General features: G+C 67.8%; 22 protein-coding genes. 9 read left to right on the forward strand and 13 right to left on the reverse strand.

Annotated elements, in window-relative coordinates; genetic code table 11:
* Window positions 1-65: 65 nt before the first annotated feature.
* Both smpB and VL973_RS08040 read left to right on the forward strand, forming a co-directional pair.
* On the forward strand, window positions 66-548 hold the full coding sequence (smpB, locus tag VL973_RS08035; protein ID WP_325283508.1) for an SsrA-binding protein SmpB: 483 nt from the start codon (window positions 66-68) through the stop codon (window positions 546-548).
* A 1-nt stretch (window position 549) separates the two neighbouring features.
* Window positions 550-1,113 (forward strand): DUF2062 domain-containing protein, encoded by a 564-nt coding sequence (locus VL973_RS08040; protein ID WP_325283509.1) that lies wholly within the window; start codon window positions 550-552, stop codon window positions 1,111-1,113.
* 3 nt (window positions 1,114-1,116) lie between these two features.
* Here VL973_RS08040 and VL973_RS08045 read toward each other — a convergent pair whose 3' ends face one another.
* Window positions 1,117-1,941, reverse strand: a complete 825-nt coding sequence (locus tag VL973_RS08045) for an alpha/beta fold hydrolase (RefSeq protein ID WP_325283510.1) — start codon at window positions 1,939-1,941, stop codon at window positions 1,117-1,119.
* Window positions 1,942-2,104: 163 nt separating this feature from the next.
* On the opposite strand from VL973_RS08045, the gene VL973_RS08050 reads away from it, so the two are divergent.
* Window positions 2,105-2,428 carry a hypothetical protein gene (locus tag VL973_RS08050; protein WP_325283511.1) on the forward strand — a complete coding sequence of 108 codons (324 nt, stop codon included), beginning with the start codon at window positions 2,105-2,107 and terminating at the stop codon, window positions 2,426-2,428.
* Between the two features lie 5 nt (window positions 2,429-2,433).
* On the opposite strand, the gene VL973_RS08055 is transcribed toward VL973_RS08050, so the two are convergent.
* Window positions 2,434-3,537, reverse strand: coding sequence for an acyltransferase family protein (locus tag VL973_RS08055; RefSeq protein ID WP_325283512.1), 1,104 nt, complete (start codon window positions 3,535-3,537; stop codon window positions 2,434-2,436).
* Window positions 3,538-3,620: 83 nt separating this feature from the next.
* Window positions 3,621-5,894 (reverse strand): ATP-dependent helicase, encoded by a 2,274-nt coding sequence (locus tag VL973_RS08060; RefSeq protein ID WP_325283513.1) that lies wholly within the window; start codon window positions 5,892-5,894, stop codon window positions 3,621-3,623.
* A 101-nt stretch (window positions 5,895-5,995) separates the two neighbouring features.
* Between VL973_RS08060 and VL973_RS08065 the strand changes: the two genes are divergently transcribed.
* The gene (locus VL973_RS08065) at window positions 5,996-6,397 is read left to right on the forward strand and encodes a GFA family protein (RefSeq protein ID WP_325283514.1); all 402 of its coding nucleotides are present in this window, start codon (window positions 5,996-5,998) and stop codon (window positions 6,395-6,397) included.
* A gap of 136 nt (window positions 6,398-6,533) precedes the next feature.
* A complete protein-coding gene (locus VL973_RS08070) occupies window positions 6,534-6,866 on the forward strand; it encodes a hypothetical protein (RefSeq protein WP_325283515.1) in 333 nt (110 codons plus the stop codon).
* 42 nt (window positions 6,867-6,908) lie between these two features.
* Here the strand turns inward: VL973_RS08070 and VL973_RS08075 are convergent, their stop codons facing one another.
* Complete coding sequence (locus VL973_RS08075) at window positions 6,909-7,844, reverse strand: cell wall hydrolase (RefSeq protein WP_325283516.1); 936 nt, start codon at window positions 7,842-7,844, stop codon at window positions 6,909-6,911.
* A gap of 168 nt (window positions 7,845-8,012) precedes the next feature.
* Here VL973_RS08075 and VL973_RS08080 point away from each other — a divergent pair, with 168 nt between their 5' ends.
* The gene (locus VL973_RS08080; protein WP_325283517.1) at window positions 8,013-10,853 is read left to right on the forward strand and encodes a M16 family metallopeptidase; all 2,841 of its coding nucleotides are present in this window, start codon (window positions 8,013-8,015) and stop codon (window positions 10,851-10,853) included.
* 33 nt (window positions 10,854-10,886) lie between these two features.
* Here the strand turns inward: VL973_RS08080 and VL973_RS08085 are convergent, their stop codons facing one another.
* From VL973_RS08085 to cobU, 4 genes are all read right to left on the reverse strand, one after another.
* Window positions 10,887-11,408: a cytochrome b gene (locus tag VL973_RS08085; RefSeq protein ID WP_325283518.1), complete on the reverse strand. Its 522-nt coding sequence runs from the start codon at window positions 11,406-11,408 to the stop codon at window positions 10,887-10,889.
* A 69-nt stretch (window positions 11,409-11,477) separates the two neighbouring features.
* On the reverse strand, window positions 11,478-12,542 hold the full coding sequence (locus tag VL973_RS08090; RefSeq protein WP_325283519.1) for a LacI family DNA-binding transcriptional regulator: 1,065 nt from the start codon (window positions 12,540-12,542) through the stop codon (window positions 11,478-11,480).
* Window positions 12,543-12,634: 92 nt separating this feature from the next.
* The gene (gene cobO, locus VL973_RS08095) at window positions 12,635-13,234 is read right to left on the reverse strand and encodes a cob(I)yrinic acid a,c-diamide adenosyltransferase (RefSeq protein WP_325283520.1); all 600 of its coding nucleotides are present in this window, start codon (window positions 13,232-13,234) and stop codon (window positions 12,635-12,637) included.
* 28 nt (window positions 13,235-13,262) lie between these two features.
* Complete coding sequence (cobU, locus tag VL973_RS08100) at window positions 13,263-13,793, reverse strand: bifunctional adenosylcobinamide kinase/adenosylcobinamide-phosphate guanylyltransferase (RefSeq protein ID WP_325283521.1); 531 nt, start codon at window positions 13,791-13,793, stop codon at window positions 13,263-13,265.
* A 45-nt stretch (window positions 13,794-13,838) separates the two neighbouring features.
* Between cobU and VL973_RS08105 the strand changes: the two genes are divergently transcribed.
* Genes VL973_RS08105 through VL973_RS08115 form a run of 3 tightly spaced genes read left to right on the forward strand, consistent with a single transcriptional unit; the run spans window position 13,839 to window position 17,195 of the window.
* Window positions 13,839-14,828, forward strand: coding sequence for an aminotransferase class I/II-fold pyridoxal phosphate-dependent enzyme (locus VL973_RS08105; RefSeq protein WP_325283522.1), 990 nt, complete (start codon window positions 13,839-13,841; stop codon window positions 14,826-14,828).
* A complete protein-coding gene (gene cbiB, locus VL973_RS08110; protein ID WP_325283523.1) occupies window positions 14,821-15,762 on the forward strand; it encodes an adenosylcobinamide-phosphate synthase CbiB in 942 nt (313 codons plus the stop codon). The genes VL973_RS08105 and cbiB overlap by 8 nt, the downstream gene beginning before the upstream one ends.
* The gene (locus VL973_RS08115; protein WP_325283524.1) at window positions 15,747-17,195 is read left to right on the forward strand and encodes a cobyric acid synthase; all 1,449 of its coding nucleotides are present in this window, start codon (window positions 15,747-15,749) and stop codon (window positions 17,193-17,195) included. Before cbiB ends, VL973_RS08115 begins: the two co-directional genes overlap by 16 nt.
* On the opposite strand, the gene cobS is transcribed toward VL973_RS08115, so the two are convergent.
* From cobS to VL973_RS08140, 5 genes are read right to left on the reverse strand one after another with little or no spacing between them, the layout of a single operon-like run.
* Window positions 17,186-17,896: an adenosylcobinamide-GDP ribazoletransferase gene (cobS, locus tag VL973_RS08120; RefSeq protein WP_325283525.1), complete on the reverse strand. Its 711-nt coding sequence runs from the start codon at window positions 17,894-17,896 to the stop codon at window positions 17,186-17,188. The two genes, VL973_RS08115 and cobS, sit on opposite strands and share 10 nt — an antisense overlap.
* Window positions 17,893-18,447, reverse strand: coding sequence for a histidine phosphatase family protein (locus VL973_RS08125; RefSeq protein WP_325283526.1), 555 nt, complete (start codon window positions 18,445-18,447; stop codon window positions 17,893-17,895). Before VL973_RS08125 ends, cobS begins: the two co-directional genes overlap by 4 nt.
* On the reverse strand, window positions 18,444-19,454 hold the full coding sequence (cobT, locus tag VL973_RS08130) for a nicotinate-nucleotide--dimethylbenzimidazole phosphoribosyltransferase (protein WP_325283527.1): 1,011 nt from the start codon (window positions 19,452-19,454) through the stop codon (window positions 18,444-18,446). Before cobT ends, VL973_RS08125 begins: the two co-directional genes overlap by 4 nt.
* A complete protein-coding gene (locus VL973_RS08135) occupies window positions 19,451-19,858 on the reverse strand; it encodes a DUF1636 domain-containing protein (protein WP_325283528.1) in 408 nt (135 codons plus the stop codon). Before VL973_RS08135 ends, cobT begins: the two co-directional genes overlap by 4 nt.
* The gene (locus VL973_RS08140; protein ID WP_325283529.1) at window positions 19,852-20,406 is read right to left on the reverse strand and encodes a hypothetical protein; all 555 of its coding nucleotides are present in this window, start codon (window positions 20,404-20,406) and stop codon (window positions 19,852-19,854) included. Before VL973_RS08140 ends, VL973_RS08135 begins: the two co-directional genes overlap by 7 nt.
* Between the last annotated feature and the right edge of the window lie 14 nt (window positions 20,407-20,420).

Here is a 20,420-nt window from a genome sequence, read left to right on the forward strand (position 1 = left end):
GCACGGCCTTTAGCCCATGCGTGGTCCTTTCCTTTCGTCGCGATCGAGCCTATCTCGCGCCTCCCATGTCACGCCCGCGCCCCACAACATTCGACAAGAAGAAGGTCGTCGCCGAGAACCGGCGCGCGCGCTTCGAATATTTCATCGACGATGTGTATGAGGCGGGGCTCGCCCTGACCGGCACCGAGGTGAAGTCGCTACGTTTCGGCGAGGGTTCGATCGCGGAAAGCTATGCTGAGGTGAAGGGCGAGGAAGTGTGGCTGGTCAACGCCAACATTCCCGAGTTCAGCCATGGCAACCGGCACAATCACGTGCCCAAGCGGCCGCGTAAACTGCTCCTTCACGCGCGTGAGATAGGCAAGCTGCACGGCGCGGTCGCGCGGGAGGGCATGACCCTTGTGCCGCTGAGCATCTATTTCAACGGACGCGGGCGGGCCAAGGTCGAGCTGGCGCTGGCCAAGGGCAAGAAGGCGCATGACAAGCGCGAAACGATCAAGGAACGGGACTGGAAGCGTGAGCAGCAGCGGCTGCTTCGCGACCGCGGCTGAAATGAAGCGTCCGCCCAGGGACTGGCTGGCCCGGTTCATCGCCGCCAATGTGCCGACCCGCGAGCAACTGGAGCAGGTCAGGATCCTGCGACCGGTCGCGCACCGGGTGCTGGCACCCGAATTGTGGCGTTTCACGCGCCGGTCGGTGCCGCGCGGCGCGGCGCTGGGCCTGCTGGTCGGTATATTCCTGATGATACCGGGGCTGCAGATCGCGGGCGCGGCGCTGCTGGCGCTGCCGTTCCGCGCGAATATTCCGATCGCGGCCGGGATGACGTTCCTCAGCAATCCGGCGACGACGCCGTTCATCCTCTACGCCTCGGTCTGGCTCGGTAATTTCCTGCTGGGGCGCACGGCGGATGCGTCGGGCTTCATGGCGCTGGTCAATTCGCACGCCGGTGTCAGCGAATGGGCGGCATGGCTGTTTTCAGAAGCGGCACCGGCGATGCTGGTCGGGCTGGCGGTCATCTCGATCGCCGCCGCCGCCATCGGCTATGGCATCGCGGCGCTGTTCTGGCGCGTCCGCACCGCCGCCAAATGGCGGCGGCGGCACGTTCGCGAGGATTGAGGATCAGCCCCCCAGAAAGGTGAGCAGGTCGCGTGTCAGGCGGTCGCCTTCGGTCGCGAACAGGCCGTGCGGTGCGCCCGAATATTCGACCAGTTGATGGCGGGCGATCCCCTGCGCCGCGCGGTGCGCCGTTGCCTTGATCGGCACGGTCGCGTCGCTGGTGCCGTGCACGATCAGCGTCGGCACCTGAAACGCGGCGAGGTCGGGCGTGAAATCGGTATAGCCCCAGGCCTTGGCCGCTTCGATCGTCGCATGATGACTGGCCATCATGGCGACGTTCCGCGACCATTCCAGATAGGCGTCGCTGACCGGGTGCGAGATGACGCCGACGCCGTAGAAATCGCGGAAAAACCCTTGGAGGAACTTCGCGCGGTCATCCTTCAGCTGTCCTGCGATTTCGGTCAGTTGCGCTTCGGGCACGCCGTCGGGATTGGCATCCGATTTCAGGATGCCGGGCACGACCGATCCGATCAGCGCGGCATGGGTGACGCCGCGCCCACCGTGGCGGCTCATGTAACGCGCGACTTCACCGCCGCCCATTGAAAAGCCGACCAGACCGACACCCCCGGTCGCGTCCGCCGCTTCGAGCACGGCGGCGAGATCGTCGGCATAGGTGTCATAATCATGGCCGCTCCACGGCTGGCCCGAACGGCCAAATCCGCGCCGGTCATAGGCGATGGCGCGATAACCCGCCTCCGCCAGCGCGATCGCCTGTGGTTCCCAGCTGTCGGCATTGAGCGGCCAGCCGTGCACCAGCACGACGGGGCGGCCGCTGCCCCAGTCCTTGACGTAAAGGTCGGTGCCGTCCTTGGTCTTTACATAGGGCATGGTGGGTCTCCTTGAGGTCTGCCCGCGGAACGAGCCATGACCGGCGTCGTTCCGGGCATGTGCGTCCGAAAACGGGCAGGCCGATCGAAGCAGCCGGTTGCCGCATGATGCCCAAGGCGATAGGCGTGCGCGTAACCGAATGACCTTTGAGGACATTGACCGCGTGACCGATTCCGCCGCCCCCAGCGGCCCAGCCCCGATTGTTTTTGAAGCCATCGTCCGCCGGACGTGCGTGACGGCCGTTTACAACCGCACCGACGTGCTGCTTGCGCCGCACGCCATCTGGACACGCCATGGCGACATGTTCGTCGATGCGGTGACGGTCAGCCTGAACGGCAAGCCGCCGCGCGAGACCAAGCTCGGCACCTTCAAGTTGATCGGCCTGAACGATCTGGGCCGCACCGACACCGTGTTCGCGCCCAGCGAATTGTTCGATCCCGCCGACGAGAAATATGGCGGCGAGGTCGTTTTTTCGGTCGAGCGCTGAACCGTTCAGGCGGGCGATCGCCTGCCAGCGGTGCGGCGCATCAGCCAGGCGCGAAAGGCGCCGGTTCTGGCTTCGGTCGGTCTCGCGAACAATGCCGCCAAGATGATGCTTGCACCCAGTAACAGCGCGACGATCGCCACTGCGTGAACGCCGGGCGACAGGCGCTGCGGCCCGACGATCAGGCCCGCGGCCAGCATCGCGATGGGAAAATGGATCGCATAGAGCGAAAAGCTGCCGCTCGCGCCGAAACGGGCAAGCGGGGCCAAAAAGCGCGGAAACAGCGGATCGCGTGCGGTCAGCGCGACAAGGAACGCAGCCGCCACCCAAGCGAGGACCAGATCCTCACCCCGATATTCGCCGGTGCGAACCCATATGAGTGTGAGGCCGAGCAGGAAGCCGAGCGGCACCAGCGCGCGCGCGCCGAACCGCCCGCGCAGATGAAAGGCGGCGGCGCCTGCCAGCCATGCGAGAAATCCATATACAAGGTCGAGCGACAGTATCGCCACCGCCAGCGCGATCAGCATCGGGCCGGCGCGGCGGCGACGGGCCGCGATCCACAGCGCCGCGAACCACAAGTAATACCAGAACTCGAACGCTACGCTCCACAGCGGCCCGTTGCTGCCGAATGGCGGCACGACGATATGTTGAAGGAACAACAGGTTCCCCAACGCAACCGATGGCGACAATGCGGTGGCGACATCGGTTTCGATGAACCACACCTGCGTCTGTCCCAGATGCGTGGGTGTTCGCAACAGCCACAGCCCGGTCGCGTCCAGCACGCCGCCCAGAACCAGTGCGGGGATGACGACGATCGCCAGCCGCGACCAGCGGGCGATGACGAACGCGCGCCACGACCAGCCGCTCCGGTCGAGCGCCTGAACACTCTTGGCGATCCAGAAGCCGCTGAGGACGAAGAAGAGGATGACCGCGGGATGGGCATATCCCGCCAGAAAGTAGAATGGCCGCCCCACGATCGCGTCGCCCGGCCGGTGATCGGCGACGACCAGCCCCCAGATGTGTGAAAAGGCGACGACCATTGCCAGCACCGCCCGCAACGCGTCCATCCAGCGCGCGGCGTCGGCGGGAACGGGCCGGGCGGGTGTCGTCATTGCCGAGCGGTATCACCGATCATGGTGTGCGCGCGCCAGCCGCCAAATAGAGTCAATGCCCCGAAACGGCACGCGCGTGACGATCAGCCGATGGTGACGAAACTGTCCATCACGCGCTTGCGCCCCGACTGCTCGAACTCGACCTCCAGCTTGTTGCCCTCGATCGCGTCGATCACGCCGTAACCGAATTTCTGGTGGAAAACCCGCATTCCCAGAGACAGGTCGCCGCGTCCCTTGTTGCCGAAACTGACGGCGGAGGCGCGCGATTCGATGACGCGCGGTGGTTCGCGAGTGAAGCCGCCAGAGGCCGCGCGCTGCCACCCCGGACCACGCCCGGTGCCGCGCCCGACGTCGGCGAACGGATCGGCACGTTCCGACCAGTTGGCGCGCCACAGGCTTTCGCCACCCGACATGGTGGTTTCGGCATGGATATGCTCCGGCGGCAATTCGCCGACGAAGCGGCTGGGCAGCGAGCTGGTCCACTGGCCATAGATGCGGCGATTGGCGGCGTGCAGGATGGTCGCCCGGCGCCGGGCACGCGTGATCGCGACATAGGCCAGGCGGCGTTCCTCCTCCAGACTGGCGGTCCCGCCCTCATCAAGGGCGCGTTGCGAGGGGAACAGCCCTTCTTCCCATCCCGCCAGGAACACGGTGTCGAACTCCAGACCCTTGGCGGCGTGGATTGTCATGATCGTGATCTCAGGCGTGCGGGGACCGCCCTCGCGTTCCATCACCAGGCTGACATGTTCGAGGAACGCACCCAGCGTTTCATATTCCTCCATCGCGCGGACCAGTTCGGTCAGGTTCTCCAGCCGCCCTGCTGCTTCTGCCGATTTTTCGTTCTGGAGCATCGCGGTATAGCCGCTTTCGTCCAGCAATTGCCGCGCGAGTTCGGGGTGGGGCAGCTCCTGTCCCATCTGTCGCCAGCGCGCGAGATCACCGATGAAATTGCCGAGCGAACGGCGCGCCTGCGGCGTCAGTTCGTCGGTGTCGAGGATGCGCGCGGCGGCGGTGGTCAGCGGCAGCCCCTCGGCACGGGCGAGCTGGTGGATCTTCTGCACCGCCTTGTCGCCAAGGCCGCGTTTGGGCGTGTTGACGATCCGCTCGAACGCCAGATCGTCGGCCGGTTGCGCGACGACGCGCAGATAGGCCAGCGCATCGCGGATTTCGGCGCGCTCGTAAAAGCGGAAACCGCCGATGATGCGATAGGGCAGGCCGATCGATATGAAGCGGTCCTCGAACTCGCGCGTCTGATGCTGCGCGCGGACCAGGATGGCGACATCGTCAAGGCTGGTGCCGCGCCCTTGCAGGCTCTCGATTTCCTCACCGACCCGGCGGGCCTCTTCGGGGCCGTCCCACACGCCCAGCACGCGGACCTTTTCGCCCGCGTCGAGTTCGGTCCACAGCGTCTTGCCCAGTCGCCCGCCATTATTCGCAATCACGCCCGCAGCGGCACCGAGGATATGCGGCGTCGAGCGGTAATTCTGTTCGAGGCGAATGATCTTGGCGCCCGGAAAATCGCGTTCGAACCGCAGGATGTTCTCGACCTGCGCGCCGCGCCACGAATAGATCGACTGATCGTCATCGCCCACGCAGCACAGGTTGCGCCGCGTCTGCGCCAACAGCCGCAGCCACAGATACTGGACGCTGTTGGTGTCCTGATACTCGTCCACCATGATATAGCGGAAACGCTGCTGATATTGCTCCAGCACTTCGCGATGCGTCCTGAGCAGGGTCAGCGAATGCAGCAGCAGGTCGCCGAAATCGCAGGCGTTCACCGCCAGCAGGCGCGCCTGATACTGGCGATAGAGGTCCTGGCCGCGGCCATTGGCGTAACGCTCACTCTCGCCGGCGTCGATGTCGGCGGGGGTCAGGCCCTTGTTCTTCCATTCATCGATCAGCCCGGCGAGCGAGCGGGCGGGCCAGCGCTTTTCATCAAGGTCGGCGGCAAGGATCAGTTGCTTGAGCAGGCGAAGCTGGTCGTCGGTGTCGAGGATCGTGAAGTTGGACTGGAGACCCATCAACTCGGCATGCCGGCGCAGCAGCTTTGCGCCGATCGAATGGAACGTGCCCAGCCACGGCATCCCCTCCACCGCGTCGCCCACCAGCCGTCCGACCCGTTCGCGCATTTCGCGCGCCGCCTTGTTGGTGAAGGTGACGGCAAGGATCTCTGACGGCCAGGCCTTGCGCGTATAGATCAGGTGCGCCAGCCGCGCGGTCAGCGCCGCGGTCTTGCCCGTGCCGGCACCTGCCAGCACCAGCACGGGGCCATCGGTCGTCAGCACCGCGTCCCGCTGTGGCTCGTTCAGGCCGTTGAGATAGGGCGGGTCGGTCGCGACGGGGCGGAAATCGGTCATCGGCTCGCACGTAGGGAAGGGGGGATGGAGCGGCAAGCGGGGGACTTGCCATCAAGGCGGCGCCATGAGAACATAGTCCGAACATTCAGGGAGTCAAAGTCATGGGGTTTGCAGGGGGATGTCAATGCGGTGCGATCCGCTATTCGGCGGCGGGGGAGGCGGCGCACCATGCGCTGTGCCACTGTGCCGATTGCCGGAAATCGTCCGGGGCACCGATGGTCGGCTGGATCGCCTTTGCCGAGGATGCGCTGGCGGTCGAAGGGGCACCGTTCGTTTACGAATCATCGCCCGGCGTCACGCGCACCTTTTGCGGCACCTGCGGCACGGGCCTGTTCTATCGCAACCCGGCGATGCTGCCGGGCATTGTCGATGTGCAGTCCGCCACGCTCGACGATGCCGCCGCGCATGCGCCGGGCATCGAGATCATGGTGGCCGAGCGGCTGCCGTGGCTGGATCAGGTCGGGCAGTTGCGCCGGTTCGAACGCTATCCGGGCATGGATTGACCGGGCCGAAGCTGAACCATGAAGGCGCCCATGCGACGCCTTGCGACAGTTTTGCGGGGTTCGCGCGAAACGTCGGTGACAATCGGTGCTCATATCTCCTTTCATCGACCGATCGGGTCGTATCTGGAGGAGACAGATGATGAAGACCTTTTCACTGATGCTCGCTGGCCTTGCCGTTTCGGTCGCAGCGCTGCCCGCCGCCGCCAGCGCCCAGTCGTGGCAGTCGATCAATTCGCGCCAGAACCGGATCGAAACACGGATCAACCAGGGCATCCGTTCCGGCGCGCTGAACCGGAACGAGGCGGTTCGGTTGCGGACCCAGTTTCGTGACCTTGCCGGTCTGGAAAATCGCTATCGCCGCACGGGCGGCGGGTTGAGCATGGGTGAGCGCCGCGATCTCGACCGCCGCTTCGATGCGCTGTCGCAGCGGGTCCGGGTTCAGAAGAACGACCGCCAGCAGCGCTGGTGACGGAATGGATGGGGTGGCCGCAATGCCGCCCCGCCCGCCCGATCAGCGGATTGGCCGGCCCGAATCCTTCCACTTGTCGAGGATCTGCGATTCACCCGACAGCGGCACCAGCGCGGTGCCGCTGTCGGCATAGGGCGCCTGCACTTGCGACAGCACCGGCGCCGTGGGTGCGACCGGCGCGGCGGCGGGCGGCGGGACCGGTATCGGCATCACCGATGCCTCGGCCGCAGCAACGTGAGCGACCGCACCCAGCGGGCCGGGTTGCGGCTCGCCACCGGCATGGCGGTCCTGAAAGGCGGCGGGGGTGCCCCACCAACCTTTCCACCGATGGAAGAAATGCGCGCCCTGTGCGTCGGTCATCACCAGCGACCGGTTCCACGCCGGGGTGACGGCATAAGTATGGTAATGGGTCGCCAGACCGACGGGCGCGAATACCTGACCGTTCAGTGCCGCCGCCGCGACGCGTTGTGCCCGGTCCCAATAGCGGCGCATCGGCGTGCGGGCCATCGATCCGTCGCACGCGAAGCTGAACTGGCAGCCGCGCTTGTCCGAACCCTGAAACACCACGCCGCAAACGGTTGCGGGAAAGGCCGGGTGGCGCACGCGGTTCAGCACGACTTGCGCCACCGCGCGTTGGCCGGCGTCCGGCTCGCTCGCGGCTTCGTAATAGATCGCCGTCGTCAGGCATTGCAGCGCCCGCGATTGGTCCAGCGTCGAGCCACGAAGCCGGAATGGCTGCGCGGCAGGCGTGCCCGTGGTGAGGGCAGCGGTTTCCGGGACGGGCAGGTCGGGCAGCGTCGTCGTGCCGGTCGTGCCGCGCGCGGGGGCGGAAAGCTGGGCCTGTGGGATCGTTGCCGAAAGCGGCGGCAGCGGCGCATCGGCATGGCTGGCGATCGTGGCATGTGCGGTAAAGCCCGCCAGCGCCATCAGGCCGGCGAATCCCGCAACCCAGCCGATCCGTTGATGCGCCGTCGCCATGGCGCGCCGTTAGCGCAATTCGCGGTCGGGCAGGAGTCGCTCAATCCGGGGTGTCCGATTGCGGGACGGCCCGTCCGCGCGGTAACTTTCGACCGGCAATCGCTGGCGGGCGATTGACACCCGTCGCGCGTCGGGCACAACCCGCCGATCCCTTGACCGGAGTTGTCGATGCCCCGTTTCGCCGCCGCGCTGCTTGCCGCCACCCTGCTGTCGCCGGTCCCGGCGCTGGCCCAGTCCCGGCCTGCGCCCGCCGCCGCCGCAACGGCGGTCGAGCCGATCGGCTTTACCGAGCGCACGCTGGCCAACGGCCTGCGCGTCTATGCCATCCGCGATCCCAATACGGCGAATGTGTCGGTCCAGGTCTGGTATGATGTCGGGTCAAAGGACGATCCGGCGGGGCGTTCGGGCTTTGCCCACATGTTCGAACATCTGATGTTCAAGGGCACGCGCAATCTGGTCGACGAACAGCTCGACCGGTTGACCGAGGATGTCGGCGGATACAACAACGCCTCCACCAACGACGACTATACCAATTATTTTGAAGTCGTGCCCGCCAACCACCTCCAGCGGCTGTTGTTCGCGGAGGCCGATCGCATGGCGTCGCTGGTCGTCGACCCAAAGACATTCGCGTCCGAACGCGACGTGGTGAAGGAGGAACTTCGCAGCCGCGTGCTGGCGCAGCCCTATGGCAAGCTGTTCTACGTCTATCGACCGATGAGCGCGTATCGCGTCCACCCTTATGCGCGGCCCGGCATCGGCAGCATCGAGGATCTGGACGCGGCGACGATCGAGGACATCCGCGCCTTTCACTCGACCTATTACCGGCCCGACAATGCCGTGCTGGTGGTCGCGGGCAATTTCGATCCCGCGCAGCTCGACCAATGGGTCGACCAGTATTTTGCGCCGATCAAGCGCCCCGCGCGCCCGATCCCGCGGGTGACGGTCAGCGAACCCGAACCGCAGGGGCCGCGCCGCTTCAAGGTTTACGAACCCAATACCCCGTTGCCGGCGGTGCTGGTGAATTACCCGCTGCCCCCGGCGGGCAGCGCCGACGAACCCGCGCTGACCGTGCTGGACACGGTGCTGGCGGGCGGCGACAATTCGCGGCTCTACCAGAGCCTGGTCTATCGCGACCAGCTCGCCGCGCAGGCCGCGAGCTTTTACGAAGCCAAGCAGGGCGTCGGGCTGTTCAGCGTCTATTCGATCATGGCGGGCGGCAAAACCTCCGCCGAGGGGGAGGCGGCGATTGCGCGTGAAATCGCCCGGTTCCGCGACGAGTTGGTGACCGATGCCGAGCTGACTGAGGCCAAGAACGAATTGCTGACCGACGCGCTGCAAAGCCGAGAAACGGCAGAGGGCAAGGCGTTTCAGGTCGCGCAAGGGCTGATTGTCGAGAATGATCCGCGCGCCGCCGACAAGCGGCTGGCGGCGATCGCGGGGGTTACGGCGGCGGACGTGCAGCGGGTCGCGCGGCAATATCTCACACCCGCGCGCGCTTCCACCGTGCTCTATGATGCGGCGGAGTCGGCGCCGGCCGGACAGGCGGGTGACAGGATCGCCGTTGCATCGACGGTGCGGGTTGCGCCGCTGACGCCGCCGCCCGGCATCGTCATTCACCAGCAGGCATCCGCCGGTGAGCGCATCCTGCCGCCCGAACCCGGCCCGGCGATCCGCCCGACGCTGCCGCAACCGGTCGAGACGCGGTTGGCGAACGGGATGCGCGTGATCGTCGTCGACCGGCCCGAACTGCCGCTGGTCAGCGCGCAGCTGGTGGTCGAAGGGGGCGCGGCGCTCGATCCGGCGGGCAAGTCGGGCCTGGCCGAAATGGCGGCGTCGCTGCTGACCAAGGGCACGACGACGCGCAGTGCGACGCAGATCGCACAGGCCGTCGAATCGCTTGGCGGCTCGATCGCGAGCGATGCCGATTGGGACGGCGCGGGCGTGTCGCTGTCGGTCAAGTCGGACCAGTTGTCACCGGCGATGGAAATCCTGGCCGATGTCGCACGCAATCCTGCCTTTGCCGCCGAAGAACTCGACCGCGCGCGGGCGCAGGCGATCGACGGGCTGACCGTCCAGTTGAAGGACCCGGCGGCGCTGTCGCAACTGGTGGCCGCGCGGGCGGTATTCGGCGCCCATCCCTATGGCGCGGTCGAGGGCGGGACCCCGGCCAGCCTGAAGGCGCTGACACCCGCCGATCTGCCCGCCGCCTATCGTGCGACCTGGCGCCCCGATCGGGCCGCTTTGGTGCTGGTGGGTGATGTTCGCGTCGATCAGGCGCGCGCGCTGGCGGAAAAGCTGTTCGGCGACTGGCGTGTGAGCGGCACGGCGGCACCGGCGGCAAGGCTGGGGGCCGCGCTGCCGGCGCCGCGCGTGGTGGTGGTCGACCTGCCCGGCGCGGGACAGGCGGGCGTCGTGGTCGCGCGTTCGGGCCTGTCGCGCGGGGACGCGCAATTCTATGCCGGACAGGTCGCCAATGCCACGCTCGGCGTCGGCTTTACCTCAAGGCTGAATCAGGAAATCCGCATCAGGCGCGGTCTGGCCTATGGCGCGCGCTCGTCGCTGGATGCGCGGCGCGGCGTGGGACCGTTCACCGCCGCGACGCAGACCAAGAACCCCTCTGCCCCCGAAGTCGTCGCGATCATCGCGGCGGAGATGCAGCGCCTTGGCCGTGAAGCCGCGCCGGAGAGCGAACTGGCAACGCGCAAGGCGGTGCTGATCGGCGGCTTTGGCCGCGCGATCGAGACCAACAGCGGGGTCGCCGACCTGATCGGCGATTATGTCGTCGAACAGGTCGGCGTCGATGAACTGGCCCGTTATATTCCGTCGGTCGAGGGCGTCGATCCCGCCGCGGTTCGGGCGGCGGCGGCGCGGCTGTTCGACACGGCGGGCGCGAGCATCGTCGTGGTCGGCGATGCCAATGCCTTTGTCGAGCCGCTGCGCGCGACCTATCCCCAGCTTGAGGTCATTCCGGCTGCTTCGCTAAACCTCGACACGCCGGGCCTGAAATAATGTCGGGATCGGGCGCGGCGTTGCTGCGCCCGGTCACGCCATGCGGCGCAACAACCCGTCTTTCAGCAGGAAGTGGTGGCGAAGCGCGGCGGCGATGTGCAGCGCGGCCAGCGCCAGCATGGTCAGCCCCATCACTTCATGACCCTGACGCGCGACGCCCCATAACGCGTCGTCGCGCGTGACGGCAAATTTGGGTACTTCGAACAGGCCATAGAAGCTGATCGGATATTGCCCGCCCGAACTCATGATCCAGCCGCTGATCGGCATCGCCAGCATCAGCGCATAAAGCGCCATGTGCACTGCATGGGCGCTGCCGCGCTCCCACGCAGCCGAGGAAGCGGGCGCCGGCGGCGGCCGATGGGTCAGGCGCCAGCCGATCCGCACCAGCGTCAGGGCAAGGATCAGGATGCCGGTCGCCTTGTGCAGCGGCATCACCTCCACAACGCCTTCCAGCGCATCGTGGAACAGACCGGCCAGCAGGTTCAGGATAATCAACGCCGCCATCGTCCAGTGCAGCGCACGCGCAACCCCGTCATATCGCAGATTACCGTCCATCACGCGCCTTTCCGTGTCCCCAGTCCATGGCAGCATGGATCGCCGCCGCCACCGGGGCAAGCGCCCAGATCAGGTGCTGGCGCGGATGGTCAGGTGCACCGGAACGCGTTGCTGCGAATGCGGCACGCCCGACAGGCGTTGCAGCAAGGCGTCGACCAGCGCCGTACCGGCGGCTTCCACATCCTGTGCGATGGTGGTCAGCGCCGGATCGCAGTGGCGCACGCCCTGAATGCCGTCAAAGCCGATGACGGCGACATCCTGCGGCACGCGCCGCCCGGCGACACGCAAGGCCCTGAGCGCACCCAGCGCCACCAGATCGCTGGCGGCGAACACCGCGTCGGCATCCGCCGCTTCGCGCGCCAGCCATTCGATCGCCCCGGCGCCCTGCTGTTCGCGGTCGCCCTCGACATCGATCGATATGTCGATCGGCGACAAATCGTGGGCGGCGAGTGCAGCCAGATAGCCGTCGCGCCGTTCGGCATAGGCGGCATGTTGCTGCCAGCCAGGCCCCGCAAAGGCGATGCGGCGGCGGCCGATCGCGATCAGATGCTCGATTGCCTGGCGCGCCCCGTCCTGGTTGTCAGCGCGCACCGTTGGCAGGTCGTCATGCGGCGATCCCCAGGCGACGATCTGGCGGCCCTGTGCGGCAGCTTCGGTGAAGTGGCGCCAACCCTCAACATGGGTCGCGCTGCCGATGACGATCATGCCATCGGCTTCGCGCCGCTGCTCGAACTCGGCGTCAAAGCCGACCGATTCCTGAAACGACAACAGAATGCGGCGGCCTTGTCGCATGGCGGCGGCTTCGATTGCGGCGACCAGATCGTAGTAGAATGGATTGAGCGCGCCGCGCGCGACGCCGGTTGGCACCAGAATGACCAGCGCGATACAGCCGGTGGTGGCCTGTCGCAGACGGGCGGCGCGCAGGTCGGGCAGATAGCCGAGCTGCGTCGCGGCATCCATCACGCGGTCGCGCGTCTCGCGACTGACACTATCGAGGTTGCGAAGCGCGCGCGATACGGTGGACTGCGACACTCCGGCGGCGGCGGCCACGTCGAACGACGTCACCACGCCGCGCGCTGGGGCAGGCATGGCGATATCCGGTTCGCGATCGGGGTCGGCGGCATCATTGGCCATTGTGCGGATGTCGTTATCGCGCGCGGACGGGATTGGGAAGCCGTGCGAGCCGCGTGATGCGTGATGAACGGCGTTGATTGTCCCGCAAACGATCAGAATTCGATGCCGCGCTGTGCCTTTACGCCCTGTTCGCGGAACGGATGCCTGACCTGCGTCATGTCGGTGACGAGGTCGGCGGCGGCGATCACGGCTTCGGGCGCATTGCGGCCGGTAATGATGAAATGCGTCATGACCGGTTTCGCCGCGATCGCATCGAGCACTTCCTCGACCGGCAGATAATCGTAACGCAACACGATGTTGAGTTCGTCGGCCACCACCATGGCATAGCTGTCATCGGCGACCATGCGCTTGACCTCTTCCCAGGCGGCGCGGGCGACGGCGGTGTCGCGCGCGCGGTCCTGCGTGTCCCAGGTGAAGCCTTCACCCATCGGCTTGAACTCGACTTCGGGAAAGCGGTCGAACACCGCCGCTTCGCCCGTTTCCATCGCGCCCTTGACGAACTGGACGACGCCCACCTTCATGCCGTGGCCGATCGCGCGCACAACCATGCCGAGCGCAGCCGTCGTCTTGCCCTTGCCCTTGCCGGTATGGACGATCACCAGCCCTTTTTCGGCGCTGCGTTCGGCGACGATCCGGTCCTGCACGGCCTTTTTCCGCGCCATCTGCGCGGCATGTTCGGCATCGGTTCTCAAACGGACTACTCCAGGCAAGCAAGCGGGATCAGCGGGCGGGCGGTTTCATCCGCAACGCAATCCCGGCTACGACCAGATCGACGGCGTCGCAACGGGCGGCCAGATCCTGATGCAGTCGCCCGGCAGCATCGCGGAAGCGGCGGGCGAGCGCATTGTCGGGGACGATGCCGAAGCCGACTTCGTTACCGACCAGAACCACAAGCGCAGGCGTTTCGGCAATCGCGCGGACAAGCGACCGACCCGCCGCGTCGAGATCGGCGTCCGACAACAACAGGTTGGACAGCCACAGCGTCAGGCAATCGACCAGCAATATCCGCTCGGCACGGCCATGGTCGCGGATCGCGCCCGGCAGATCGACCGGTGCCTCCACCGTCCGCCAGCTTGCATCGCGGTCGGCGCGGTGGCGGGCGATGCGGTCGCGCATCTCGTCATCAAATGCCTGCGCGGTGGCGATGAACAGCCGGTCCCGGCCCATCCCCTCAGCCAGCGATTGCGCGTGACGGCTCTTGCCCGACCGTGCGCCGCCCAACACCAGAATTGACCGTGGTTTGTCGTCCATCACCGTTCCGGCTTGCCGTTCAGGGCGTGAATGGCGATGGCGGGCATGATGACGCAAGCGAAATCCACGCCCGCCAGCGGATTCGGCCGCCATGGCGGTCGGATCGATGAAGCGATGATCGCGTGGCCCGATGCGCCACGGCCGTGGATCGACCTGTCGACGGGCATCAATCCGGTGCCATGGCCGGTCCCGGCGGCGTTGAGCATCGACCCCGGCCCGCTGCCGTCCGTCGCCGCGCTCCGCGGGCTGGAAGCGGCGGCGGCGGCGCATTTCGGCCTCCAGCCGCACCGCGTGACGGCGGTGCCGGGAAGCGAGGTCGCGCTTCGCCTTCTGCCGCTCCTGGGCGTCGTCCGCCCGGTCATCGCGGCGACGCCGGGCTATGGCACGCATGTGGAAGTCGCGGACGGCGCGGTCGGGTTCGACGCATTGGCGGCGGCAGGTGCCGGCACGATCATCCTCGCCAATCCCAACAACCCCGATGGCCGGATGACGGACCTGAGCGCGCTGATCGCCGGCCATCGGGGCTGGACCGTCGTGGACGAGGCCTTTGCCGATGCGATGCCGGGCACAAGCGTGGCGTCGACGCTGTCCGATGACGCGCGCGTCATCGTGCTGCGGTCGTTCGGAAAGTTCTTTGGGCTGGCGGGGTTGCGGCTGGGCTTCGTGATCGGCCCGCCCGCCGTCGTCGCGCGCGTGCGGCAACTGGTCGGCGACTGGCCAGTCAGCACACAGGCGATTGCCTGGGGCACGGCCGCCTATCGCGACCGGCGCTGGATCGCGACGACGCGCGAGGCGCTGATGAAGCGCGCGGGGACGCTTGACACGCTGCTCGCCCGGCATGGGCTGATGAGTGAGGGGGCATGTCCGCTGTTCCGGCTGGTGCACAGCCCGGACGCGCAAGCGGTGTTCGCGCGACTGGCGCGTGCGGGCATCCTGACCCGGCCCTTTGACGGGCGGCCCGACTGGCTGCGCCTTGGCCTGCCCGCCGATGCGGCGGCGTTCGAGCGCCTGGACCGGGCGCTTGGCCGTGGTTGAGCCGGTCGCGCTGGCGGCGCTGGCGATCGATGCGGCATTGGGCTGGCCGGACCGGATTTACCGGCGGATCGGGCACCCGGTGGGCGGTTTCGCGCGCCTCATCAACCGGGCTGAACGACGCTGGAACGACCCCGCGCGGGCTGAGGCGGTGCGATGGTGGGCGGGCATCGCGACAATGGCGACGCTGATCGTCGCGACGGGGGCGGCGGCTTTCGCGATCGAACGGGCGGTCGCGGTTTCATTCGGCGAGCGGGCATGGATCGTTATCGCCGTTCTCGCATGGCCGGGCATCGCCGCGCGCAGCCTGTATGAGCATGTGCGGCCCGTCGAGCGCGCACTGGCGGCGGGCGATGCGGGCGCGGCGCGGGTGGCGGTGGCGCGGATCGTCGGACGGGACACCGAAACCCTCGACGAAGCGGGCATTGCCCGCGCCGCGATCGAAAGCCTGTCGGAGAGTTTCTGCGACGGCGTGGTGGCACCGCTGTTCTGGCTGGTCGCGGGCGGCTTGCCGGGGCTGTGGATCTACAAGGCGATCAATACCGCCGACAGCCTGATCGGGCACCCTGAGCCACGCTGGCGCGCCTTTGGCTGGGCGGCTGCCCGATCCGACGATCTGGCAAACCTGGTCCCCGCGCGGCTGTCGGGGCTGCTGATCTGTCTGGGCGCGGCGCGGGGCTGGCGCGTGATGTGGCGCGACTGCCGCCGCCATGCGTCGCCCAATGCGGGCTGGCCCGAAGCGGCGATGGCCGGGGCGCTGGGCGTCGCGCTGGCCGGGCCGGTCGTTTATGATGGCGTTTGGCATGACAAGGCGTGGATTGGCAAAGGCGGGCGGCCTGCGGTCGCGCGCGATATCCGCCGCGCGCTGTTTCTTTATCTGCGGGCCTGCCTGTTGCTCGCGATCCTGACGGGAGGGACCGCATGGCTGCGATCATGATCCAGGGCACCGGTTCGGACGTCGGCAAATCGGTGCTGGTCGCCGGGCTGTGCCGCGCCTTTGCCAATCGCGGGCTGAACGTCCGTCCGTTCAAGCCGCAGAATATGAGCAACAATGCCGCCGTCACCGCCGATGGCGGAGAGATCGGCCGCGCGCAGGCGACACAGGCACTGGCATGTCGCGCGCGCGCCAGCGTCGATATGAACCCCGTGCTGCTCAAGCCGCAAGGCGATCGCACGTCGCAACTGGTGGTGCGCGGTGCGGTTCGCGGCACGCTGGCGGCATCGAACTGGCGACAGGGACGCGCGGGGCTGCTGGACGTGGCGCTGGAAAGCTATCACCGGCTTGCCGCCGGGACCGATCTGGTCGTGGTCGAGGGTGCCGGTTCCCCGGCCGAGACCAATCTGCGCGCGGGTGATATCGCAAATATGGGCTTTGCCCGCGCCGCCCGCGTGCCGGTCGTGCTGGCGGGTGACATCGACCGGGGGGGCTTGATCGCGTCGCTGGTGGGCACCCACGCCGTCATCGATGCCGACGACGCGGCGATGATACGCGGGTTCCTGGTCAACAAGTTTCGCGGCGATCCGGCGTTGTTCGATGACGGCATGACGACGATCGAGCAGCGCACGGGCTGGCGCGGATTGGGAATCGTGCCGTGGCTCGGCGCGGCGCGCCGTTTGCCGAGCGAGGATGCGGTGGTGCTGGAGCGACCCGCCGCCGGTCGTGATGGGCGCATCGTCATCGCCTGTCCGGTCACGCCGCGCATCGCCAATTTTGACGATTTCGATCCGCTGAAGCTGGAGCCGGGCGTTGAGCTGGTCATGGTGCCGCCGGGCCGCGCGATCCCCGACGCTGCCATGATCGTGCTGGCGGGGTCGAAGGCGACTTGTGCCGACCTGTCGTTCCTGCGGACGCAGGGGTGGGACATCGACATCGTCGCCCATCATCGAAAGGGGCGTCCGGTGCTGGGCCTGTGCGGCGGATACCAGATGCTGGGGCGCAGCGTCTCCGACCCCGCCGGGATCGAAGGACCGCCCGGCAGCATCGCGGGGTTGGGATTGCTGGCGGTCGATACGGTGCTGGGCGGCGACAAGGCGCTGTCGCGGGTGACGGGCACAGCGCTGGGCGCGCGGTTCGAGGGGTATGAGATCCATCTGGGCCGCACAGCGGGTCCCGACACGGCGCGGCCCGTCGGGCGGTTGCACGACGGCCGGGCGGAAGGCGCCGTCAGCGCCGATGGTCTGGTGGCGGGAAGCTATGTCCACGGATTGCTGGGCCTGAAGGCGCAGCGGGCGGCGTGGCTGGCGCGCATCGGCGTCGCTGCGACGGGTCCTGACCACGCCGCCGATATAGACGCGGCGCTGGACGAGATCGCAGCCGCGCTTGAGGTTGCGCTCGATCTGGAGGCGATGCTGGCAATCGCTCAAGGCTGAGCGAGCAGCGCGACCAGCAATGCGGTCTCGGTCAGTTCGATCCCTGCACCGTGCACGTCGCCGGTGACACCGCCGATCCGGCGCTTGAACCACGCGCCGAGGGCCAGCAGCACCAGGGGCGTGATCGCCAGCGGGGGCAGCACGACGCACAGCGCGATCAGGCCGCCCGCCCATGCGAACAGGTCGCGCGGCCGCACCGCACCCGCGATCGACGCGCCGAGCCCGCCGGGGCGAAGCGGTGGCAGACGCCATGCCCAGACAAGCGGACCGATCCGCGCCGCCGCCGGGACCGTCATGACGGCAAGTGCGCCGTGCGGCAGCAACAGGCATAGCAACACCAGCTTCGCGGCGATTTGCAGGACCAGGGCGACGACACCGAAACTGCCGACATGAGGATCGGCCATCACCGTCAGCAGCCGATCGCGATTGCCATGCGCTGCGCCCAGGCCGTCGGCCAGATCGGCCAGCCCGTCCAGATGCAGCGCGCCCGTCACCCATGTCCACGCCAGCACGCCCGCCAGCGCGCCGAGCCACGGATCGACCAGAGCACCGGCCCATGCCACGCCCGCGACCAGCGCGCCGATCAACAGCCCGACGAACGGATATAGCCGGACGGCCCTTGCGAAATCGGCGGCAGACGCGTCGATGCGCGGGACCGGCAGCCGGGTCAGAAAGGACAGGGCGATCAGAAACGACCTCACGCCCGAAGTCCCCTGATCTGGCCACGCCGCGGCGTCCCGGCCCACAACTCGAACGTCAGGACCGAGGCACAGGGCAGATCGAATGCCCAGGCCTGCAGATGCGACATGCCGCACAGATGGGCCAGCGCCGCGCGCATCGCGCCACCATGTGTGACGACGAGCGTCGGTTGGGGCACCAGCGCCGCGATCGCCGCGCCAACACGCTCGACCAGCGCCGACCACCGTTCTCCGCCCGGCGGGGCGTGATGGTCGGGGTCTTGCCAGAAGCGGCCGAGCGCATCGGCATCGATCTCGGCGGCGGCCAATCCGTCCCAGTCACCGAAATCAAGCTCGCGCCAGCGCGCGTCGACCACCGGCGTTCCGATGGCATCCGCACATCGCCGCGCGCGACGCAGGTCGGATGCGATCAGGCACTTGGCATTCAGTCCCGTGGCATTGGCGACGCAGGCCGCGATGCCCGCATCGGTCACGTCACAATCGGTGCGGCCCAGCATCCGGCCGGTCAATTCGGGCGCGCCGTGGCGCATCAGGTGCAGCGTGAAGCCAGTCACCCGCCGCTCACACCCGCTTCGGCAAAGGTCGCCATCCCGTCATGGGTGGCAAGCGCCGCCCGCACGATATGCGCGGCAAGCGCCGCCCCGCTACCTTCGCCCAGCCGCATGTCCAGCGCCAGCAGCGGCCGCAGCCGCAGCCGCTCCAGCAGGCGACGATGGCCCGGTTCGGCGGAACAGTGACCGGCCAGGCAATGTTCGGTGATGGCGGGGGCATCGCGGGCAAGCGGTGCGATGGCCGACGTGCCGATAAAGCCGTCCAGGATCACCGGCACCTCCGCGTGCCGGGCGGCCACGATCGCGCCCGCGATCGCCGCGATTTCCCGCCCGCCGACACGACGCAGGATTTCGAAGGCGCCGCGCAGATGTTTGGCGTGTCGGGCAAGCGCGGCGTCGACGGTCTCGACCTTTCGCGCAACGCCGTTGGCATCGACGCCGGTGCCGGGGCCGACCCAATCGGCCCCGGTGCCACCGAAACTGGCGGCGCAAAGCGCGGCGGCGGCGGTCGAATTTGCGATGCCCATCTCGCCCAGCACCAGCAGGTCGGCGTCGCCCACCGCCGCCGCGCCCGCGTTCAGCGCGGCGAGGCATTCATCCTCGCTCATTGCTGGTCCTCGCGTGAAGTCGGCGGTCGGTCGGTCAAGGTCAAGCGGCACGACCGCCAGCGTCAGGCCCGCCGAGTCCGCCAGCGCATTGATCGCCGCGCCTCCCGCCGTGAAATTGGCGACCATCTGGACCGTGACGGCAGCCGGAAAGGCGCTGACGCCGCGTGCCGCAACGCCGTGATTGCCGGCAAACACCACCGCGCGGCCGCGTTCGATCCGGGGCCGCTCGACCCCGTGCCATCCAGCGATGAACACGGCGATGTCCTCTAGCCGACCCAGCGATCCGGGCGGCTTTGTCAGGCGCGATTGCCGCGCGGTCGCGGCGGAGCGGGCCGCAGTGTCGGCGACGGGCAGGGCGGACAGCGCGGCCTCGAATGCGGCGATATCGGAAAAACGGGTCACTCGACGACAAAGCCGGCAGGCGGGGTGCGGGTGATGAAATGTCCCTTCACCCCATCGGGCCATTGCCGGAACGGCACTTGCCCCCATTCGCTGGCGGCATAGGCGCGGGCGTAATCGAGGATGGCGCGCGCAGCCTCCATCCCCGGCTCGAACCGCCCCAACACATAGCCGACCTTGCCCGGCGCACGCAGATGGACAGTGCAGAAATCCTGACACGCGAACAGGCACGGCATTTCCTGCACGGCGATGCCCGCGAACGCGGGGTCCATGACCTTTACGCGCCGCAATGCATCGACCAGCAGTGCACCGCCACGGCGGCCTTCACCGTCCTCGCGCGCGTCGGCGGAGCGGCGGCAGCTGTTGCAAGCCACCACCGCCGCCCCGCTGTCGACCGGCCTCAACATCGCAAGGCCCGGACTTGCGGCGCGGCGGGAAGTCCGACCGCCCGCAGCCCATGATAAAGCGCATACAGACCGAGCAGGATCGCACCGTTCCGCACGAACTGGCGCAGGTTGATCGAAGGCGACAGCACGATGTCGATGCCGCCCAGAGCGGACGACCAGCACAGGATCACCAGTTTGAACGCCAGTGCCGCCGCCACATAAGCGCCGGCGATCCGCAGCGCATCCGCCCGGTCGCCGAGCCGTCCGGCGACCATGCGCGCCGCGATGAGACCGGCGATCGCCGCCGTTCCCAGGGCGATCGCCCAGCCAAGGGTGCTGGCGTCACGGGGATAGTCCAGCACGCAAAAGCCGACGACCTGGCTGGCTACCCACGCCGCGAGCATCAGCAACATGCCGTCGCGCGCCCGCAGCTTTGTCGCCGCCAGTGCCGCCAGCGCGGTAAAGGGCGTGGCACAGGCCAGCGCCAGTGTCGTCACGGTGCTCGCAAGCGTGAACAGCATGATCCACAGCGTGGATGCCGGCGTGCCGGATGCTTCGGACCCGCTCATTTTCCCGTTCCCGC

This window comes from Sphingomonas sp. (genome assembly GCF_035490575.1).
GTDB lineage: Bacteria > Pseudomonadota > Alphaproteobacteria > Sphingomonadales > Sphingomonadaceae > Sphingomonas.